Annotated in this window: 16 protein-coding genes and 1 pseudogene; 16 read left to right on the top strand and 1 reads right to left on the bottom strand. The window is 42.2% G+C overall.

Annotated elements, in window-relative coordinates; genetic code table 11:
• Positions 1–265 precede the first annotated feature (265 nt).
• Positions 266–844: an SLOG family protein gene (locus tag DHBDCA_RS12130; protein ID WP_242824908.1), complete on the bottom strand. Its 579-nt coding sequence runs from the start codon at positions 842–844 to the stop codon at positions 266–268.
• Positions 845–1,197: 353 nt separating this feature from the next.
• Between DHBDCA_RS12130 and DHBDCA_RS15835 the strand changes: the two are divergent.
• The 16 genes and pseudogenes from DHBDCA_RS15835 to DHBDCA_RS12055 all read left to right on the top strand — a co-directional run.
• Positions 1,198–1,448: pseudogene (locus DHBDCA_RS15835) on the top strand (DUF3427 domain-containing protein); the annotation flags it as partial.
• Between the two features lies 1 nt (position 1,449).
• Entirely contained in the window at positions 1,450–1,911 is a 462-nt protein-coding gene (locus tag DHBDCA_RS12125; RefSeq protein ID WP_015045380.1) for a (deoxy)nucleoside triphosphate pyrophosphohydrolase, read from the top strand.
• 206 nt (positions 1,912–2,117) lie between these two features.
• Positions 2,118–2,690, top strand: coding sequence for an RNA polymerase sigma factor (locus DHBDCA_RS12120; protein WP_242824907.1), 573 nt, complete (start codon positions 2,118–2,120; stop codon positions 2,688–2,690).
• Positions 2,691–2,744: 54 nt separating this feature from the next.
• Positions 2,745–3,071 carry a hypothetical protein gene (locus tag DHBDCA_RS12115; protein WP_015044506.1) on the top strand — a complete coding sequence of 109 codons (327 nt, stop codon included), beginning with the start codon at positions 2,745–2,747 and terminating at the stop codon, positions 3,069–3,071.
• Positions 3,064–3,843, top strand: a complete 780-nt coding sequence (locus DHBDCA_RS12110; RefSeq protein WP_015044505.1) for an ImmA/IrrE family metallo-endopeptidase — start codon at positions 3,064–3,066, stop codon at positions 3,841–3,843. Before DHBDCA_RS12115 ends, DHBDCA_RS12110 begins: the two co-directional genes overlap by 8 nt.
• Positions 3,844–3,897: 54 nt before the next feature.
• Positions 3,898–4,140: a hypothetical protein gene (locus tag DHBDCA_RS12105; RefSeq protein WP_015044504.1), complete on the top strand. Its 243-nt coding sequence runs from the start codon at positions 3,898–3,900 to the stop codon at positions 4,138–4,140.
• A 35-nt stretch (positions 4,141–4,175) separates the two neighbouring features.
• Positions 4,176–4,451 (top strand): DUF3892 domain-containing protein, encoded by a 276-nt coding sequence (locus DHBDCA_RS12100; RefSeq protein ID WP_034378069.1) that lies wholly within the window; start codon positions 4,176–4,178, stop codon positions 4,449–4,451.
• A gap of 475 nt (positions 4,452–4,926) precedes the next feature.
• The gene (locus DHBDCA_RS12095; RefSeq protein ID WP_015044503.1) at positions 4,927–5,154 is read left to right on the top strand and encodes a helix-turn-helix domain-containing protein; all 228 of its coding nucleotides are present in this window, start codon (positions 4,927–4,929) and stop codon (positions 5,152–5,154) included.
• A gap of 56 nt (positions 5,155–5,210) precedes the next feature.
• Positions 5,211–6,926, top strand: coding sequence for a phosphoadenosine phosphosulfate reductase domain-containing protein (locus tag DHBDCA_RS12090; RefSeq protein WP_015044502.1), 1,716 nt, complete (start codon positions 5,211–5,213; stop codon positions 6,924–6,926).
• A gap of 6 nt (positions 6,927–6,932) precedes the next feature.
• A complete protein-coding gene (locus tag DHBDCA_RS12085) occupies positions 6,933–7,841 on the top strand; it encodes a DUF4007 family protein (RefSeq protein ID WP_015044501.1) in 909 nt (302 codons plus the stop codon).
• A 23-nt stretch (positions 7,842–7,864) separates the two neighbouring features.
• Positions 7,865–11,500, top strand: coding sequence for a hypothetical protein (locus DHBDCA_RS12080; RefSeq protein WP_015044500.1), 3,636 nt, complete (start codon positions 7,865–7,867; stop codon positions 11,498–11,500).
• Complete coding sequence (locus tag DHBDCA_RS12075) at positions 11,497–12,012, top strand: hypothetical protein (RefSeq protein WP_034378071.1); 516 nt, start codon at positions 11,497–11,499, stop codon at positions 12,010–12,012. Before DHBDCA_RS12080 ends, DHBDCA_RS12075 begins: the two co-directional genes overlap by 4 nt.
• Before the next feature lie 12 nt (positions 12,013–12,024).
• Positions 12,025–13,278, top strand: coding sequence for a DNA sulfur modification protein DndB (locus tag DHBDCA_RS12070; RefSeq protein ID WP_015044498.1), 1,254 nt, complete (start codon positions 12,025–12,027; stop codon positions 13,276–13,278).
• Positions 13,279–13,294: 16 nt separating this feature from the next.
• Positions 13,295–14,446, top strand: coding sequence for an aminotransferase class V-fold PLP-dependent enzyme (locus DHBDCA_RS12065; protein WP_015044497.1), 1,152 nt, complete (start codon positions 13,295–13,297; stop codon positions 14,444–14,446).
• A 10-nt stretch (positions 14,447–14,456) separates the two neighbouring features.
• A complete protein-coding gene (locus tag DHBDCA_RS12060) occupies positions 14,457–16,220 on the top strand; it encodes a DEAD/DEAH box helicase (protein WP_015044496.1) in 1,764 nt (587 codons plus the stop codon).
• Positions 16,217–17,998, top strand: coding sequence for an ATP-binding protein (locus tag DHBDCA_RS12055; protein WP_015044495.1), 1,782 nt, complete (start codon positions 16,217–16,219; stop codon positions 17,996–17,998). The genes DHBDCA_RS12060 and DHBDCA_RS12055 overlap by 4 nt, the downstream gene beginning before the upstream one ends.
• The last annotated feature ends 11 nt before the right edge of the window (positions 17,999–18,009 follow it).

Below are 18,009 nucleotides of genomic sequence, written 5' to 3'. Positions count from 1 at the left end.
GGAATATAATATTAAATTCACCAAAATGATCCATTAACCTTCTTTACCCAGAATTTTAAACTGAGCAAGATTTCGTTCTTTCCTTGACAGCAATTATAATTTTAAGAAGAATTTATCAAGAAAACTGGCGATATATTAAGCGATATATTCGGCGATATAAATGGCAAGTCAAAAAGCAGAAGCCCGGTCAGCGACAAACCGGGCTTCTGCTTATACGGAAACGGATGATATTTTCGATTCCAATACAATATATGCCTTGTCCGGCTTAAATGTTACTCACGGCATAGGAATTCGGATCAATGATGACTAATTCGATCTTTTTGGCTTGGGCTCGGTTCACGGTATACATCGTTCCTCCAAGTTTCCCGTCGAACACCGCGATCAGCCGCCGCGAGTGGTCGACGATATAGCGATTCCGGTCCAGATAACAGCGCGGATAATACTTACGGCTGATATAGGTCTCGACATCACACCGGGATAAGAGGTCATAGAACCTGTCCCGGTCTTTCTGTGCCCAGTTTTCCGCCTGGGCTTCGCAAGCAAGGGTTGCTTCCAGGGTGATCTGAGGATAAACCGCGCGTAATGTTAGAACCGCTTCCGCGAAATAAGTATCCGAACCCAGAGCAAAGCCACAGATGAAGTGGGTGTAGCCGTCATGAATGGCTACTTCGACAGTGTCGTGGATTAAAGCTTTTAAACGCAGGCAGGCGGGATGCTTTTTATTGTTGGGGGAAGGGAGCTTAGATGGACGATAGCCGGTGAAGCCGCAGGTTTTTGGATGAATCATAAAGGACACCTCACAAAATTGTTCTAAATAAAGAAAAAAGCCCTTAGATAAGAACAAAATTACTCTCATTTGGCATGATTTTATCAGGAACTATGAACAAAAAATATAGATTTGCAGGAATATAACCCCTGAGGTAATTTAATGATGCCTAGGAGTAATCAGTTTGTGGTTTTGTGGTGGTTTACTAAGACTTACAAGAAAACTCGTTATTTCGTTTTTATTTTAATGGGAAAAATAAACAGGAACTGAAGGAAATAAGGAGAATTATATCTCATATGGTGAATTCAACCAAACTAGATAGAAAATGAAGTCGATAATTAGGAGAAAAGCATGGCCTCAATCTTTATCAATTTCTGATACCTATGGTTATTTATTATCCTTGTTTTTGTCTACCGATTATTTAGGCCTAGAGCCAGAGCACGACATCGGAAGATTCGCCAACGGGTCAGCGTTATATCCATCATTAAGCAAACGGCAGCAAGGTACTGCTATTTGTACTGGAATATAAAACGGATGCCACCGGGGCAGCACCGTATACGTTACTGGGGCTACCCGATTATGTCAAACATGAAGGCAGCCGCCGATGAATATTATCTGGCAGCTACATGAGCCGATACCAGCGAAGTTTATTAAGAAAACCAATAAATTAATTGTGGGTTGAGATGATGGACGAAATGATGGATCAGAAAATAGTAACGCAAGTCACCGCAGCCATCATAAGGCAGGATGATAAGATTTTAATTTGTCAGCGGGATAATACGGGAAGCTGTCCGATGCTTTGGGAGTTTCCGGGTGGGAAGCAGGAAGAAGGGGAAAGCTTGGAAGAATGTCTGGTTCGGGAATGTCAGGAGGAGCTGGGCGTGACGATACAGGTTGATGAGGTGTTTGCGGAGAGTCGGTATACTTATGGGGATAATGAGATGTGCTTTACTTTCTTTGAGAGCCGGATTATTGAGGGGGAGCTGGAAAGAATGGTTCACCGGAATATACGGTGGTTGAGGGCGGAGGAATTGGGACTATATACGTTTTGTCCGGTGGATGTTGAGGTGGTGGAGAGGTTGGGGAGCGATCATATTATAAATACTGAAAACAATTTCAATAGCGTACACGGTGTTAATTTCTAATATTTTTTGTATTGGGGCATTCGTGATAATTTTCAGACCAAAATTAACATGACTATAAAGCGGCTGCAGAAGAAATACGGTTATCCGTCGGATAAAACAACAAAAACTGTAGACAGTAATGGGACCGACGAATCTGATGTGTCAGAATGAGAATAAGTAAGGAAAGATAAACATTTATAAGATTTTAAAGCTTGGGGGTAGGCTATATGCGTAAACATTCAGAAGACTATCAACTTGTACATCAATATTTATGCAGAGATGAGGCAGCAGGTCAAAAATTATATTCAAAAACATTACCACTTTTAAAGAAATATGTGGTATCCCGGACTAAAGGAAGCGCCTTGGATAGCCATGATATAGACGATATCATTATGGAGTCTTTGAAAAGGAGTATAGAAAAATTAGAGCGCTATGATGGTTCATCGGAATTTGCCAGCTGGGTTATCGGTATTGCTAAGTTTGTTATTATGGAACAACTTAGGAAAAAAACCAAAAATACTTTGCTTGAAGACATGCCGGATGCCGAGTTTGACCATATTATTTCCTTATTTAGCGTAGATCCATTGTTTGTTATCCTCAACAAAGAAATTCATGATGCTATTATTGCAGCTATTAACCAACTCTCCCCCGAACATCAACAAATTATTCAATTAAGACTATTTAACAAAGTATCTTTTGAACAAATATCAGAAATATCCAAGAAGAGTGAGTCAGCAATATATTCATTGTATAGCCGGGCATTGAAATCACTAAGAAAAATTTTAAAAGAAAAGTTATAAGAGTGCGACGAATTGATAAGCTTCATGACATTAACTTACAGGGAGGTAATTCTGATGATTAGTTTAGATGAAGCTCTTGTCATTTACACTGATAAAATAACTTCAGGACAAGACATAGATTATAATTATTTTTACGAAAATTTGGCTCAAGATGATATTGAAGAATTTAAGGAATTATCTAAAATAATTAATATGACTATCTCCGTACCTTATACTCAAGAATTTGATGCTGTTTTTAAAAAAATTAATGACTATAAGGAACAGTTATATTCATTGCCCCAAGCTGCTGATTTTAGAAAAGACCGTAAGGATTCTGACGGAAACGATGATGCTCAGAGAATTATTGATGAGCTATTTAATGAGGAATTTAGTGATGAATAAATCCTTCTTTTATGAAAGAAGAAATCCTGAATGGTATGCGGATGATTTGCGTAAAGAACTAGGAATTAACGATAATTCAGCTCTAGATTTGGATAATGTTATCAATGCACTTGATATCCATTTGAAACAAGCCCCTATACAAGAAGGTATCTTAGGAGCTTGTAAAGTTAAGGGATTAAAAAAGCTTATTGTCATTTCTCCGGATATTTACAATAATAATCAAAAACGTTTTACTATCGCTCATGAAATCGGTCATTTGTTTATTCACCATGGAGTTCATTTCTGCCGGAAAGAAGATTTCAATATGGGGATAAATACCAAAACTAAGGAGAGAGAAGCAAATCAATTTGCCGCTCAACTTCTTTTGCCAAGGAATATTGTTCTAAACAAATTGAGGACAAGAGATATCTCCCTAGATATTGCGCAGGAACTATCCGAGCAGTATGAAATTTCGCTGACATCTGCAATTATCAGGATGATTGAATTAAGTGACGAAAATGTTGCGTTAATTAGCCAAAAAAATAATATAATTCAAAGGGTAGTGAAATCTCCTGAATGCAGGTCGATATTGAAAAACGGAAAGATCAGTAATAATACTTTATCCTACATTACGAATGTAGATAAAATGAGACAGGAGGGCTATGTTGACCCAAATGCCTGGTTTGAAGATAGTACTTATTCACAAGATACTCGCTGTTATGAGCAAACGTGGTATTTCTCAAAGTTAGACATGAAATTATCAATAGTTAGATTAGAGGATGATGATTACTAAACGGCAGCCGGACTTCGGTTGCCGTTTATATATTAAAGAAAGGAGGGTAAAGATATGAACCCAAAATCAACATCTAAAAGTATGGCATCAAAAGCGGCAAAAATATTAGCTAATCCAGAAGCATCAGATATTCAGAAGACTTTAGCAGGCAGCGTTCTTTCACAAATTGCCAAAGATAATCAAACAAGTTCCAAAATGGAAGACATTGCTTCGAAAGTTCTTCAGAGCAGTAAATACAATGATCTGACAAAATCACTTGCTGGAAGTGTCCTCTCTCAGGCAGAAAAGGAAAGATGAATGAATAGGAATTGATTGAAAGTAGAGGTAACCTTATGAGAGCTACGAAAATTAAAATGAAGACTGGATGTGGTACATCCAATAATTTACTCGAAATTGATTCCATCTATATTACGGGTAGTACTCAGGATGGATATTACACGAAAGCTGCAGTGCATGATTATGTTAAAGAGCACCCTGGAACTTTACAAGTAAATATTACCCCGTACCCTAATGTGGTACATGCTACAAGTGTTAATGGTGAAAAGTATGTAAAGTCAACGCCGGACTATACCACAAAAGACAATTTATTGAATCTTCCAAGAGAATAAGAAAAGCAGTTAGTAGCAAGCAGATTAATTTAAGCATTAATCTGCTTGCTTACTTACTCGCTGGAGGATTATTCAATAAAAGATCTTTACTAATTGGTACTTAACATTAACACAGAGGTTTTTGTAATCTTACTAATTTGGCGCTCTCGTCTTGAGGAAACATCAAGAACCTGATGATTCTGTTCCAGATATTTAGATACAGCATCGTACAGCTTGTGATAAAAACGAGTTGCAACATAATCTTTAAATGAACGGTTCTGCGTCATGGCCAGTCTCCACGATTTTCATTGAGAAATTTCTTCTTGGTTCCGTGTCATAACATATGGTAAGTAATGAAGTTCAGAGCGGGCAGCGTGTATTTAACTTCGAAGAAAATATTTGCGAACACGCAAATTTCGTTGTATGACCTTCCAAGAAGCTATATAATATGAGTAAACACACACAGTATCCGACTCTCCAGAGGTGAGGTGTCATTATGGCTATCAGTTATAACAAGCTTTGGAAGCTGCTAATCGATAAGGGTATGAATAAACAGGACCTTAAGCAAGCATCCGGGATCAGCACTACCTCTATGGCGAAACTTGGAAAATGTGAGAACATCACGACAGACGTCCTGCTGAAGATCTGCAGGGCTCTCGACTGCGATATTGCTGATATTATGGAGGTCGTGCCGGGTACAACAGTTATGAAGGCATCTGAGTAAGGCTCGTAGTACTGATTCTAATTGTCCAAAACGACTTCGGGAAAGGAGATTGATCCATGTGGTGCAGGGCTTGTAGCCGCGAAACAGAGACTGAAAAATGCGAGCTGTGCGGAACAGTAACTGAGCCGGATATTCCGCTCGAAATTTACTGGTGCGAGAACTGCAAGGCACCGATCATTAAGTTTGCCACTGATATCGATAAGGATATCTGCCCATCATGTAAACAGACAACCTCTTATCTATGCACGGACCTTCGCCCCGTTTTTCCCGAAGAGCGCCTACTTCTTGAGGTTTTGACAGGAAAGCCGCTCGCCTACATGGATAAAAGTGTTTGGGCATCAAACAATAGGTATTACATAGACGGGAAACCTCTGACGGTTTCATTGAAGGCATATAAGAATCAGACGGTCACTGATATTCAACGGCAGCTAGAGCAGTTCTCACAGCAGAACAGCTCCGTCTTTTTCGAGGATAACATAAAGACCTTCGTCAGTATCAACCGGCTCCGGCTGAGATTCATCATTGACGAGGCGCATACATTCATCAAACAGACTGTAAAGCCATACCCGCGTGAGTGCCTGGTGATATCGTTCTCGGGAGGCAAGGATTCTACAGTTACAGCTGACTTGACTATCAAGGCTCTCGGAGACCCTTCCCTCGTACATATCTTCGGAAATACGACGCTAGAGTTTCCGCTTACCGTAGAATACGCCGAGCGCTATCGTAAGGCGAATCCCAAAGCGATTTTCAAGACCGCGATCAATCGCGAGCAGGACTTTTTTAACATGTGCGAGGACATTGGACCTCCAGCAAGAATGCTCCGGTGGTGCTGCTCGATGTTCAAGACGGGACCCATCACCCGTGTCCTGAACAGCATGTACTGCGATAAGGATATACTCACGTTTTACGGTATCCGCAAGTGCGAGTCTGTCGCTCGCAGCAAGTATAACCGAGTTGAGGATAACGCTGAGTCAGTAAAAATCCAGAAGCAGAAGGTGGCGTCGTCCATCTTCCTCTGGAAAGACATCGACATTTGGCTCTATATATTCGGAGAAGAAATAGATTTCAACGCGGCCTACCGCCTCGGCTATGACCGCGTAGGTTGTTGGTGCTGCCCGAATAACAATGAGCGGGCACAGTTCCTATCTCAGATATACATGCCTGATCAATACAAGAAGTGGCATAACTTCCTCGTCAACTTTGCGAAGCGCATCGGAAAGCCTGATCCGGAAGAATACATCAACAGCGGAAAGTGGAAAGCTCGTCAAGGCGGTAACGGCCTTGAAGCCGCACAGGATGTTAAGATCCGTTACACAAACTGCACCACCGAGGACAACGCTAAGGTCTATCAGCTTAATAAACCGATAGACGACAGCTTCATTAGCCTGTTCGTTCCGTTCGGGCGAATAGCTCCTGAACTCGGACGAAAGCTCATCAACGAGACAATTGTTGTGGACATGAAGACTAATACGCCTATCCTTTCAATTCAGCCATTCGCTCAGGAAGGCTATGAGTATTCGGTAAAGGTCAAGACAATGAATGTGGCAAGGCACGATGACCTCCAGCGTATGGTGAGTTATCAAATAAGGAAATACAACGCCTGCCGGCGCTGCCTCAAGTGCGAGTCCCTCTGCCGGTTCGGTGCGATCTCAATAATTGGTGGCGTCTACCAGATAAACTTGCAGAAGTGTCAGCGGTGCAAAATGTGCGTAACCGCAAAGTACCTTGACGGCGGCTGTACGATGGGAAAGTATTTAAGGACGAAAGGATAAAAATATATGAAATTCCGCGCTCATGATACATTTTTTATCCGAAAGGGTTGGCTCTCTAAGGGAATGCGAAGTGTTCTCGCCTCCTCTGATGTATTTATCAGCAAGACAAATAACCCTATGGACGTACTTGGCATTGGCGCAAACATGGTCAAAGCCCTACGCTACTGGATGGTGGCAGTCGGGTTGACCGGAGAGGCTGACACAGGACCAAGAGTACAGACGCCCACTGATCTAGGCAGGATTATCCAAGCGAATGATCCGTACTTCGAAGAAACGGGGACATTGTGGTTGCTCCATTATATGCTCGTCCGCGATAAAGAAGCGACTGACACAGAGGCTACGGCGTGGTGGTATTTCTTCAATGAATTCAAAATGACTGAGTTCACGCGGGAGGACTTCCTCGCGCAGATAAGCAAGTTCCTTCGCAACAGCGATGAAGGCGAAAAGCCTATGAGGACAATTGAAGACGACTTCAACTGTATAATCAACACTTATGTTTCTCGCATGAAGTCAAATTCTGAAAAGGTCAAGCCCGAAAGCAATATTGATTGCCCCCTCGGAGAGCTCGGGCTTATCGATATTGTGGGAACGGAGAAAGGCGGAGGCAGACAAAAGATATATCGCAAGAGCGCACCGAAAAAGGACATGCTTCATCCTCTGATTCTGCTTGCCGTCCTCGTTGACCAGGCTCGCGGTGAGAAAGAAGTCCGCATATCCAGTATCCAGAATGATAACGGAAATGCAGGAAAAGCCTTTAACCTTGACATCATAAGCCTAACGTCACTTCTATATAAGATTGAAATACTCGGCCATATCAAGGTGAATAGGACGGCGGGGCTGGATGTTATAAATATACTGACTAACTGGAACTTCTACGATTGCGTGAGTGAATATTACAGAGAAATCAATGGATGATTAGGTCGCAAGGAGCTTAGCACATGAGAGAACTGATTGAAATATCCAAGGGGTTTCAAACCTCTGTCAATATCGCCTATGACCTGAATAATGACGATAAGGTTCGGGGATTTATTCCGACTATGTCGTCTCTTGACGTGATTGAGGACGTGCTGCTTTCTACAGTGCCGACTTCAACACAGAGAGCCAGGATACTTATCGGCGCATACGGCAGAGGGAAATCCCATATTATTTTGGTCTTACTGTCTATGCTCTTCCGGAAAGGTGAAGACACAGGTAAGGCTCTGTTCGGCGCGCTTCTTGAAAAGATGAAAGCAAGCAATCCCGATCTTTACAGATTTGCTATTGAGTACATAAACAGCGACCAGAAGATACTTCCAATCGTAGTGCGCGGCAGTAGTACGAGCCTCACGCAGTCTTTTCTAAGTGCCATCCAGCAAGCCCTCAGTGAAGAAGGCTTTTCTGACCTTATGCCCGAGACACATTTCAAAGCAGCGGTTAATCAGATTGAGAAATGGCGGGATGAGTATCACGATACATATAAAAAACTGAAAGCTACGCTCAGCAAATCCGTGAGCGATTTCATACTCGCCCTTAACGAATACGACGTGAATGCTTACGAAGAGTTTGCGCAGGTATATCCGACGTTGACATCTGGCAGCATGTTCAATCCCTTCCTGGGCTTTGATATTGTCGATCTTTATGAGAATATCACTGTCAAGCTGAAGGACAAGGGGTATTGCGGCGTCTATGTGATATACGATGAATTCAGCAAGTATCTTGAATCAAGCATCGCCTCAGCTACAAACAGCGACATTAAGCTCTTGCAGGATTTCGCTGAAAAGTGCAATCGCAGCGGCAATACGCAAATGCACCTCATGCTCATAAGCCATAAAGATATCGCCAACTACATCGATAGCAACCTTCCGAAAGATAAGGTGGACGGTTGGCGCGGTGTGTCCGGCCGATTTAAGCACGTTAATCTCCATAATAACTATTCACAGATGTATGAGATTATATCGGCGGTCATAAAAAAGAATCCAGCGTTGTGGGAGCCGTTTCTCCTAGCAAACCGATTACGTTTTGGTGACTTCAAGGATCGTTTCATCAAAAACGGACTGCTTGATAAGAACAATCAGGATGAGGTTACGACCGCAATTGAGGGCTGCTATCCTTTGCACCCGATTTCAACTTTCATCCTGCCACGCCTGTCTGAGAAGGTAGCGCAGAATGAACGCACTCTGTTTACTTTCTTGTCTGCGGATGAAAAGCATACGCTGTCAGACTTCATTGCTTCGGCTGGAGATTTTGAATTGCTCACGCCTGACTACATCTATGACTACTTTGAGCCTCTACTCAGAAAAGAGCCGTACACAAGCGAAGCTCACAAGATATATAAGCTGACGGCGAGCGTCCTTCGGAGAGTGGAAGGGAAACCGCTGCACGAAAAGATCATCAAGACCATCGCTCTTATTTATCTGGTAGAGCAGTTTGAGAAGTTGCCGCCTGTTGTAGACGTGATCGTTGACGCTTACCGCGATTCGTTTAGTTCCACAAAAGAGATCGATCTTACCCTCAAAGACTTAATCGACAATGATTGTGTGGTTTATCTCAAGCGGAGCAACAACTATCTTAAGATCAAGGAAACAAGCGGTGTTGACATACAGGAGGAAATCGCCAAGTATAAGGCTCAGCGGTTGTCGGTCACGACGGCTACAAAAATTCTCAATGAATCTGCCTTTGATAGCTATATGTACCCGACCGCCTATAACGATGCGAATAATATAATCCGTTATTTTGACTTTACTTTTATTGACAGTAAAGATTTTTGGGCTATCACAGATTGGGACAGAAAAATCTCTGGTAGCAATGCAGACGGTGTTATTTACGCTATTATTCCCGGAAGTGAGGATGAAATCGAGAAGCTGCGCCAAGCAATACTCTCAGATAATAATCCCCACGAGCGTATCGTCTTTATCCTTCCGAAAAAGTGGGTAGACATTACGAAGGATGCACTCGACTATGCGGCGGTCACATATCTCAAAAATGAAGCGGCAGAGTCGGGAGACGAAATATTGAATGATGAGTATGCCATATACGTTGAGGATTTATCGGATGTTGTAGGTAGCTTCATCAACAGCTATGCAAGGCCCGAAAAGGGTAGCGCATATTACTTCTATAATGCGAATCAGAACATCTTTCGGCGTAAGGCACAACTGTCAGGCTTGCTCTCGGATATCTGTGGGGCAGTGTTTAATCGAACACCCATCATCAACAATGAGTCGATCAATAAGAATGATCTTCCGACCGTTGCAATCAACAGTCGCACCAAAATACTAGCGGGCCTGCTTGCAAACGAACTTGCCCCCAATATTGGTCTTTCGGGTACAGGTCAGGATGTCTCCATTATGCGTAGCACCCTCATAAAAACAGGAGTGCTTGAAAACGCAGATACCGATCCTAGGATTCAGCTCCAGCCTGCAGATAACAGGATGACGGATCTGCTTACTCAGATTAGCACTTTTTTCACAGAGAATGCCGCAAGGCATGATGGGGTAAGCTTTCAGTCTCTATATGATACGCTTACGCTCCATAGAAACGGATTCGGATTGAAGTATGGTGTAATCCCTATATACATCGCCCTCGTACTTCATTTGTATAAGAACAACCTTGTGATCCTATATCGCGGCAACGAGGTTAAGATCACACCTGAGTTGCTCAATGATATTAATGAGTCACCGAGCGAATACTCTGTTATCCTCGAAAATTGGAATGAGGAAAAGGCGCAATACATGGCACAGTTAGAAGAAGTCTTCTCTGAATTTGTCACCGAGCGTGAGAAAGCCTATAACAGCTTTACCTATCTGTTTCTCGCCATGAACCGCTGGTATCTGTCCTTACCGAAGTTCGCCAAAGAATCAACGCAGAAGTATAGCGAAAACAATAAACCGGAAAAGATCGCGCAAGACCGGAGGAAGTTTTTAGGCAGCCTCAAACAGATGAACGTCAATCCGCGCGAATTCCTGTTTGAAAAGATTTTCGATACCTACGGATATAGGACATTCAACGTGAATGTTGTCGATAATATCAAAGCAACCAAGGACGAGTATGATGGCGCTGTTAAAAATCTGATTGTTTACTTGAACAACGCGGTCAAAACGTTGTTTGCAAGTGGAAAGTCAAACGGAAGTTTGGCGTCCACCATTAAGGATTGGTACGAAACCTTAAGCGAGAGAACGAGGCAGCACTTATTTTTCGGCAGCGAAAGTAAAATTCTTGAACTGATGGCGACGGTAACAAATGATGAGAACTCCTTCATACAGCGCCTTACTAAAGCAGTCACCTATTTGCGAATTGATGATTGGAATAGTGATACGGTAGATATTTTCCTGAGGGATTTGCAAGCATTCAAAGAAACTGTCGAGGGCTTTAATGCCCAAACTGATTCAGATAAGCAAAAAACATCATCGTATGAAATCATCTTTACAGATGCTGATGGTGTTGGGGTCGTAAAGCGATTTAACAAGACGGCCTACAGTGACCGTGCAAAGTTGCTCCTTAATGAAATCAAAACAGCTATTGAAGAAATGGGACAGTCGATCAGCGAGCATGAGAAACGCCAAGTATTGATTGATATTTTGGAGAGGTTGAGCAAATGAAAGAGATAGACATTCTAAGCTCTATACCTACTTCAAAAGTTGATTTTGTTTTAAATTCTTTTTTTTGGGATAATTTTGATGCAAAAATAAAGGCAGAGCTTCACGCAACGCAAGTTTGGCTTGAGGCGAAGTTCCTTGCTGCAGATGGCGATCTTAACTCTGAGATGAGCGATCTCCCTACCAATACAGGAGGAATTTATCTCTTTGTCGCAAAACCAAACTTAATTCCCAACTCACACTTTTATTTATTGTACGTGGGACGTGCGCATTATACTTATAACCAGAACCTTAGAAAAAGATGCAAGGAGTATATAAAAGAGCAGTCTAGGCCAAAGGTAAAAAGAATGATTGAAGGCTGGGGGCAATACCTATATGTTAGGTATTTACCATTAACTGATAATGACCTTATTGATTCCATAGAATCGGAGATCATTAATAAGGTATTACCGCCATTTAATGATATGATCCCAGATAAACAAATTCGGACAGCCGTCAAAGCATTCTCAGTGTAAGGGGGAAGGACTATGAAAATTCCTGCAATTAGGGCAAGGATTGGAGTATGGGTTTATTATATTTCGACTATGACATTTGAGCAAGTAAGGAAGTATGTTAAACCAGTTGATGATGAGCTTCATAAATCAACTGTCCTTCGAGAAATGCTTCAACGAAGTATTACCGATAACTATAAGAAAATAGCAACCTACATTGAGCAGCAGGAAGAGCGTTTTTTTAATTCATTAGTTTTAGCCGTATATGACGGTGATCCACAGTGGCATGAGATCCGTCTAGACTTTGGTGCCGATGAGGAATATTATGACATTGGATTGCTTGAATTGACTGGCGATGAAAAGATTTTTCCGGTTGATGGACAACACAGAGTAGAAGGCATAAAAGAGGTTTTAAAAAAGAGTGATAAGTTTGTATCAGAACGTATATCTGTCATTTTTATTGGTCACAAAAACGACGAAACAGGCATGCAACGTGCGAGGCGGTTATTCAGCACTTTAAACCGATATGCAAAACCTGTATCGAAGAGAGATATTATTGCTCTAGATGAAGATGATTGTGTTGCAATTGTCTCACGTAATCTACTAGAATCTTTTCCTCTATTTGAAAACGAAAGGATTCTTGATGCGAAAGGAAAAGCTATACCAGAGAGCAATACTAAAGCATTTACTTCGATAATTACTTTTTATGAAAGCAATTACGAACTGCTCAACCTCTTTCTGGCTAATGTTGAGGTAAAAGATCCTGATGGAAGAAAAGTAAAAGGTGGAACAAAGGCAAAAGAGTATATAAGATTTAGACCAAATGATGAACAACTATCTAAATTTGAAATCTTATGTAGAGAATTCTGGGATAGTCTAGTCAGCGAAATCGATGATATTAAGAGTTATATTAGTAATCCCGCAAATACAACTAATTTTAGAAATCGAAATGGAGGAAACCTTCTTTTTAGACCAGCTGCACTAATTCCATTCGTTAAATCCATTCTCGTTATCCATAAAAAAACAGAAAATAGCTTCGAGGACATAGCAAGGAAAATGAATAAAATTGAACTAAATATTAATTCTGCCCAATGGGGTGGTGTCCTGTGGGATAGAAAAAACCATAAGATGCTTGTGAATCATCATAAGGCTGTAGAGTTACTCCTAATTCATTATTATGATAAAAACCTGTTATTGCCAGATGAGCAAAAGAGACTTATCAGTGCTTACGCAAGTGCGGTTCAAATGACACAAGTAGAAGCCGCAAACCAACTTGAAATAGACATATAAAAATGAGGAGAATACTATGACCGCCTATTTTGATAATGCCGCAACGACTTTTCCTAAACCGGAAGAAGTTTATCAGTTCATGGATACTTTCTACCGTGAATGCGGCGTGAATGTCGGGCGTGGTCAGCATAAACTGGCAGCTAAGGCCGCGGCGCTCGTTGCCGAAACCCGCAGACTACTTCTCGACCTCAACCGCTGCCACAACAAAACGGTCATTTTCACACCTTCAGCGACAGAAGCATTAAACCTCATTCTGCGGAGTCTCATCTGCAAGGATAACCTCAACATATACGTATCTCCCTTCGAACATAACGCGGTTACAAGGGTTATCAACTATGCGGCGCAGACCTTCAAGTTCAATGTGATCACCCTTGCCTTTAATAAGGAGACCTATAATTATGACCTTGAGCAGATCAAGTATCAGTTCGCCGAGAACAGGCCGAACGTAGTCATAATAAGTCATGCAAGTAACGTTTGTGGTGTGATCGCTCCTATTGTTGAAATTTGCACTCAGTCAAAGAGATACGGCGCAACGAACGTTATCGATATGTGCCAGACAATGGGTCTCATTGATACCGACCTCAATAACAATAACATTGATTATGCAGTATTCGCCGCTCATAAAACGCTTTACGGACCTCTGGGTTTAGGCGGTTTCATAATGAACCCTGATTTCCGCCTGGAACCGCTGCTTTATGGTGGTACGGGAACAGATTCAGCAAACCCTTTACTTCCTGATGTTCTGCCTGACCGCTATGAATCCGGAAGCCCAAACATACAAGCAATCTCAGGTCTAAATGCGTCCTTAAAATGGATTGACCGTGTCAGAATAAATACGATTTTCGAGAAGGAAAATGAAAACCACAAGCGGTTGGTTGATTTGCTCTCAAGGTATAGTAACATTAAGATTGTATCACCGCTTGACCCTGCACTAGGCATTGGTGTCGTTTCAACGGTCTTTGAGGGATATAGTAGTGATAACATTGGGCAGATACTCAGCGAACGAGACATCGCTGTCCGTTCTGGGCTACATTGTGCTCCGGATGCTCACCGCTTCTTAGGGACTTTCCCCTCCGGAACGGTGAGATTCAGCGTCGGGTATTTTAATACTGACGAAGATTTCGTACAGCTTGAAGCTGCATTAGAGTATATCCTAGAGAATAGTTGAGGTAAGAGAAATGGATTTAACCAGATTCAAGAAGGTGCTGTCAACATATGCAACGGACGAGTTGAAAGCTCTTCTAGGAAATAATCTTGCTGACATGCTGATTGAATGGACACCAAATGATCAGTCGTTATTTAAGAAGACCACATTGGCAGATATGATTGCTACAATACATGGTGTAACGATTCTGAAGGACAAGTCTTTTCGGCAATTATTTCTCACTCGACTGGGAAAAAACGACATACTATCGTTTCGCGATGTAATGCCAAAGAAATATCAGGCATCAACTGATTTGAAGGAAATAGTCGAATTTGTCGCTGCTCGTTCATGGCGTAAAGACAATGTAAACGATCATTTGCTCTCATTGCTAGGAATTACAGAAGATATTTTTCAACAAGAGAATTCAGAAGAGGACGCAGTTGCGTGCATTTCAGCTCCGGAACGTTTCTTTGAGCTGCTAGATTACCAATTTGTGGTCAAACAACGCCTCCTTAATGAACTTATGTCTGATACCCCATTAGTCAGGATGCTGGTTCAAATGCCCACAGGAACCGGTAAAACAAAAACAGCGATGCACACGATTGTACACCATTTTAATATCAACCTTAATAAGCAAGGCTTGGTTATTTGGCTGGCTCACACAACAGAGCTGCTTTATCAAGCCTATGAGACATTCATTTCTGTTTGGCGGCATCTTGGTAAGGGCGATGTAAAGACATATAAGCTCTGGGGTAAATTTGATATTCCCGACGATGGAGAACCGCTTTCCGGCTTTCTTTTCTGCGGTTTTCAAAAGCTCATGTCTATAGCTGCTAGCAAACCGCAGGTATTTAATCGTCTTGTTGAGGATTGCCGTCTTGTTGTCGTAGATGAAGCGCATAAAGCAGCGGCTACAGAAACCAAAAAGCTGATTAACGGACTGATGATTCGAAAACCCAATATGTCCGACCGCTCATTAATCGGGCTGACGGCGACACCGGGCAGAAACATCTCCGACAACGAAGACATTCAGCGCTTAGTAAACATGTTCGAAGGCAGAATTATCGGCATCGACCCTGAAATTATTAACAGCATCAACCTTTCAAGGGTTAAGGCACTTAATGCCAAAAATGAAACAGATATAATCCGCCATTTTCAGTCTCGACAGATTTTAGCAAAGATACATCGCGAACGTATTACTTACCCTGAATCGCTAAGCGAACGAGAGTTAAGAAAGCTCAGAATTCAGGCTACCGCAAATGGATACGACGATTACTCAAAAAAGTTCATTGAAACGATAGGGCGGAATAAAAGCCGAAATTTATCGATCCTCGACAAACTGATACACTTGAATGAAGACAAAATTCCCACGATTGTATTTGCCTGTTCGGTTGAGCATGGGTCATTACTTTCGGCAGCGCTTACTCTGCAAGGCATCAATAATGCCTGTGTATTCGGAAACATGGATCCTGTTATGAGAAGACAGGCGATCCGACGCTTCAAGGATAGAGAAGACGGCCTTAATATCCTAATAAACTTTGAAGTGTTGACTACGGGGTTTGATGCCACGAATATTAAATGTGTTTTTATTACTAGACCAACACAATCCGTCGTCCTGTATAGTCAGATGATCGGACGCGGTCTCCGAGGACCGATGATGGGAGGCAACGAAACTTGCTTACTTGTCGATATTGAAGACAACCTCAAAAAGTATGACGAATCATCGGCGTTCAGGTTCTTTGAGAACTATTGGAATTACGACATAAAGAGCGAGCATAATCAGGAGGAGAAAGTATGAGCCAGTCGATTATAAACATAGAGCAATACGGAGATGCCCTCAGGAACACTGGATACAAGAACATCGAAAGCGCAGTATCCGAGATCATCGATAACTCTATCGAGGCTGAAGCAACAGATGTCTTTGTCATTGTAACTGATACCTTGCCATCATATGCGAGCAGGAGAATTGTAACAGAGATTGCATTCCTGGATAATGGAACAGGGATGGACAGAGAAACCCTAGACACATGTTTGCAGATTGGTTCAAGCACCCGCCGAGAAAGGCGGGGAATGGGAAGGTTCGGTGTCGGTTTGCCACAAGCCTCGCTTCATGTTTGCCCAAGGGTAGAGGTCTATTCGTGGCAAGGCGGAGTCGGAAACTGCCTGATGATATATCTTGACATTAACCTTATCCAACAAGGAATCCAAACCGAGTTTGACGAGCCGCAAGCGGTTGATATTCCTGATAAGTACTCCGACTACTTGCAATACTCCGATGATAATCATAAGCAGTTCGATTTTAGTCAAAGCGGTACGCTCGTCGTGTGGAAGGACTGCGATAACGTCAGTCCCGGAACTGTTATGCCGCTTTTCAAAAGGCTTGAGTTTGCTTTAGGGCAGAAGTTTAGGCACCTAATTCAGTCCGGGATACAGAGCATTTATTTGCGTCACACTCAAAATGAAACCATAGATAGACAGGTGATGCCGAACGATCCGCTCTTACTTATGAAGCCAAACCTTGTGTTGGGAAATTTTAATTCTCCTGGAACAATCAGAGAGCGTGATAATATTGCCTTTACGGAGCCTCTGTTTGAACCTTTTAAAAATGACGATTATCCTGATGGTATTATGAGAGTACCTGTTCGATATCAAGATCGTGACACGAAAGAAATCCGCCAATCCACAGTAACCCTCACATTTTCTGTTGTTCGCCGTGAGTTTTATGACATCACTGCAATAAAGAAAGATCCAGGTGCTACTGCCATGGGTGGGCATGTAAAAAAGCTCGAGGGCATTTCTGTGGTTCGTGCTGGTCGAGAGATCGACTTTGGTCAATTCGATTTTTACACCAATCGAAACAAGCCGGAACACCGATGGTGGGGATGTGAAATTTCATTTGAACCTGAACTCGACGAAGCTTTTGGTGTCTCTAATAATAAACAACACGTCGAGCTTATCGAACTCCCTGATGAGGAATACGAGGATGATGAGTTAAAGCCGCTCTGGCTACAGTTACGGAGATTTATAAGCGATACAATCAGTGCGATGTATAACAGAAATAAAGATATCCGCAAGTTGGCGCGTACTGCTCAGACTGAAACATCACAGGCAGAAGAAATAGTTAATGCGGCCGAGGAAGGGTCTACTGAACCATCGCACAGTCAAGAGGTGCGCGGAGGAAAGTCAGAGGAAGAAGTTCGCAATGACGCTCACGATTTTATAACTCATCAGACGGGTGAAGAACCGTCGGATGAGATTATCGACGTCTACTTGTCAAACAAAATCAATTTTATTTATAAGAACAACGGGCGCAACCATTTCTTTGACTATAATCTTGAAGGCTTAGGGACAGCGAGTTGTATCATCAATACAGCGCATGTGTTCTACACGAACTTTGTCCAACGTTTGGAAGATGATCCCGATTTCAAAACTGCCTTTGAGCTTTTTCTAGCATCATTGGTTATTACAATTGATCAAGCAAGCGAGAAAGACCGCGAGGCATTTGACGAGCTCATAACAACCTGGAATGAAAAACTCCGAAGGTACATAAATGAGCAAGTCGGAAACAAATCGTAGCGGGAGATATC

It is taken from the genome of Dehalobacter sp. DCA, assembly GCF_000305775.1.
GTDB classification, from domain to species: domain Bacteria; phylum Bacillota; class Desulfitobacteriia; order Desulfitobacteriales; family Syntrophobotulaceae; genus Dehalobacter; species Dehalobacter alkaniphilus.
Note: the sequence above shows the minus strand (reverse complement) of the source record. Positions and strands in the feature narration are given on the sequence as shown.

What these genes read in the sequence shown, in the direction of transcription:
- DHBDCA_RS12125 (WP_015045380.1), top strand. Translation starts at nt 1,450, where the DNA reads ATGATGGACGAAATGATGGATCAGAAAATAGTAACGCAAGTCACCGCA.
- DHBDCA_RS12120 (WP_242824907.1), top strand. Translation starts at nt 2,118, where the DNA reads ATGCGTAAACATTCAGAAGACTATCAACTTGTACATCAATATTTATGC.
- DHBDCA_RS12115 (WP_015044506.1), top strand. Translation starts at nt 2,745, where the DNA reads ATGATTAGTTTAGATGAAGCTCTTGTCATTTACACTGATAAAATAACT.
- DHBDCA_RS12110 (WP_015044505.1), top strand. Translation starts at nt 3,064, where the DNA reads ATGAATAAATCCTTCTTTTATGAAAGAAGAAATCCTGAATGGTATGCG.
- DHBDCA_RS12105 (WP_015044504.1), top strand. Translation starts at nt 3,898, where the DNA reads ATGAACCCAAAATCAACATCTAAAAGTATGGCATCAAAAGCGGCAAAA.
- DHBDCA_RS12100 (WP_034378069.1), top strand. Translation starts at nt 4,176, where the DNA reads ATGAGAGCTACGAAAATTAAAATGAAGACTGGATGTGGTACATCCAAT.
- DHBDCA_RS12095 (WP_015044503.1), top strand. Translation starts at nt 4,927, where the DNA reads ATGGCTATCAGTTATAACAAGCTTTGGAAGCTGCTAATCGATAAGGGT.
- DHBDCA_RS12090 (WP_015044502.1), top strand. Translation starts at nt 5,211, where the DNA reads ATGTGGTGCAGGGCTTGTAGCCGCGAAACAGAGACTGAAAAATGCGAG.
- DHBDCA_RS12085 (WP_015044501.1), top strand. Translation starts at nt 6,933, where the DNA reads ATGAAATTCCGCGCTCATGATACATTTTTTATCCGAAAGGGTTGGCTC.
- DHBDCA_RS12080 (WP_015044500.1), top strand. Translation starts at nt 7,865, where the DNA reads ATGAGAGAACTGATTGAAATATCCAAGGGGTTTCAAACCTCTGTCAAT.
- DHBDCA_RS12075 (WP_034378071.1), top strand. Translation starts at nt 11,497, where the DNA reads ATGAAAGAGATAGACATTCTAAGCTCTATACCTACTTCAAAAGTTGAT.
- DHBDCA_RS12070 (WP_015044498.1), top strand. Translation starts at nt 12,025, where the DNA reads ATGAAAATTCCTGCAATTAGGGCAAGGATTGGAGTATGGGTTTATTAT.
- DHBDCA_RS12065 (WP_015044497.1), top strand. Translation starts at nt 13,295, where the DNA reads ATGACCGCCTATTTTGATAATGCCGCAACGACTTTTCCTAAACCGGAA.
- DHBDCA_RS12060 (WP_015044496.1), top strand. Translation starts at nt 14,457, where the DNA reads ATGGATTTAACCAGATTCAAGAAGGTGCTGTCAACATATGCAACGGAC.
- DHBDCA_RS12055 (WP_015044495.1), top strand. Translation starts at nt 16,217, where the DNA reads ATGAGCCAGTCGATTATAAACATAGAGCAATACGGAGATGCCCTCAGG.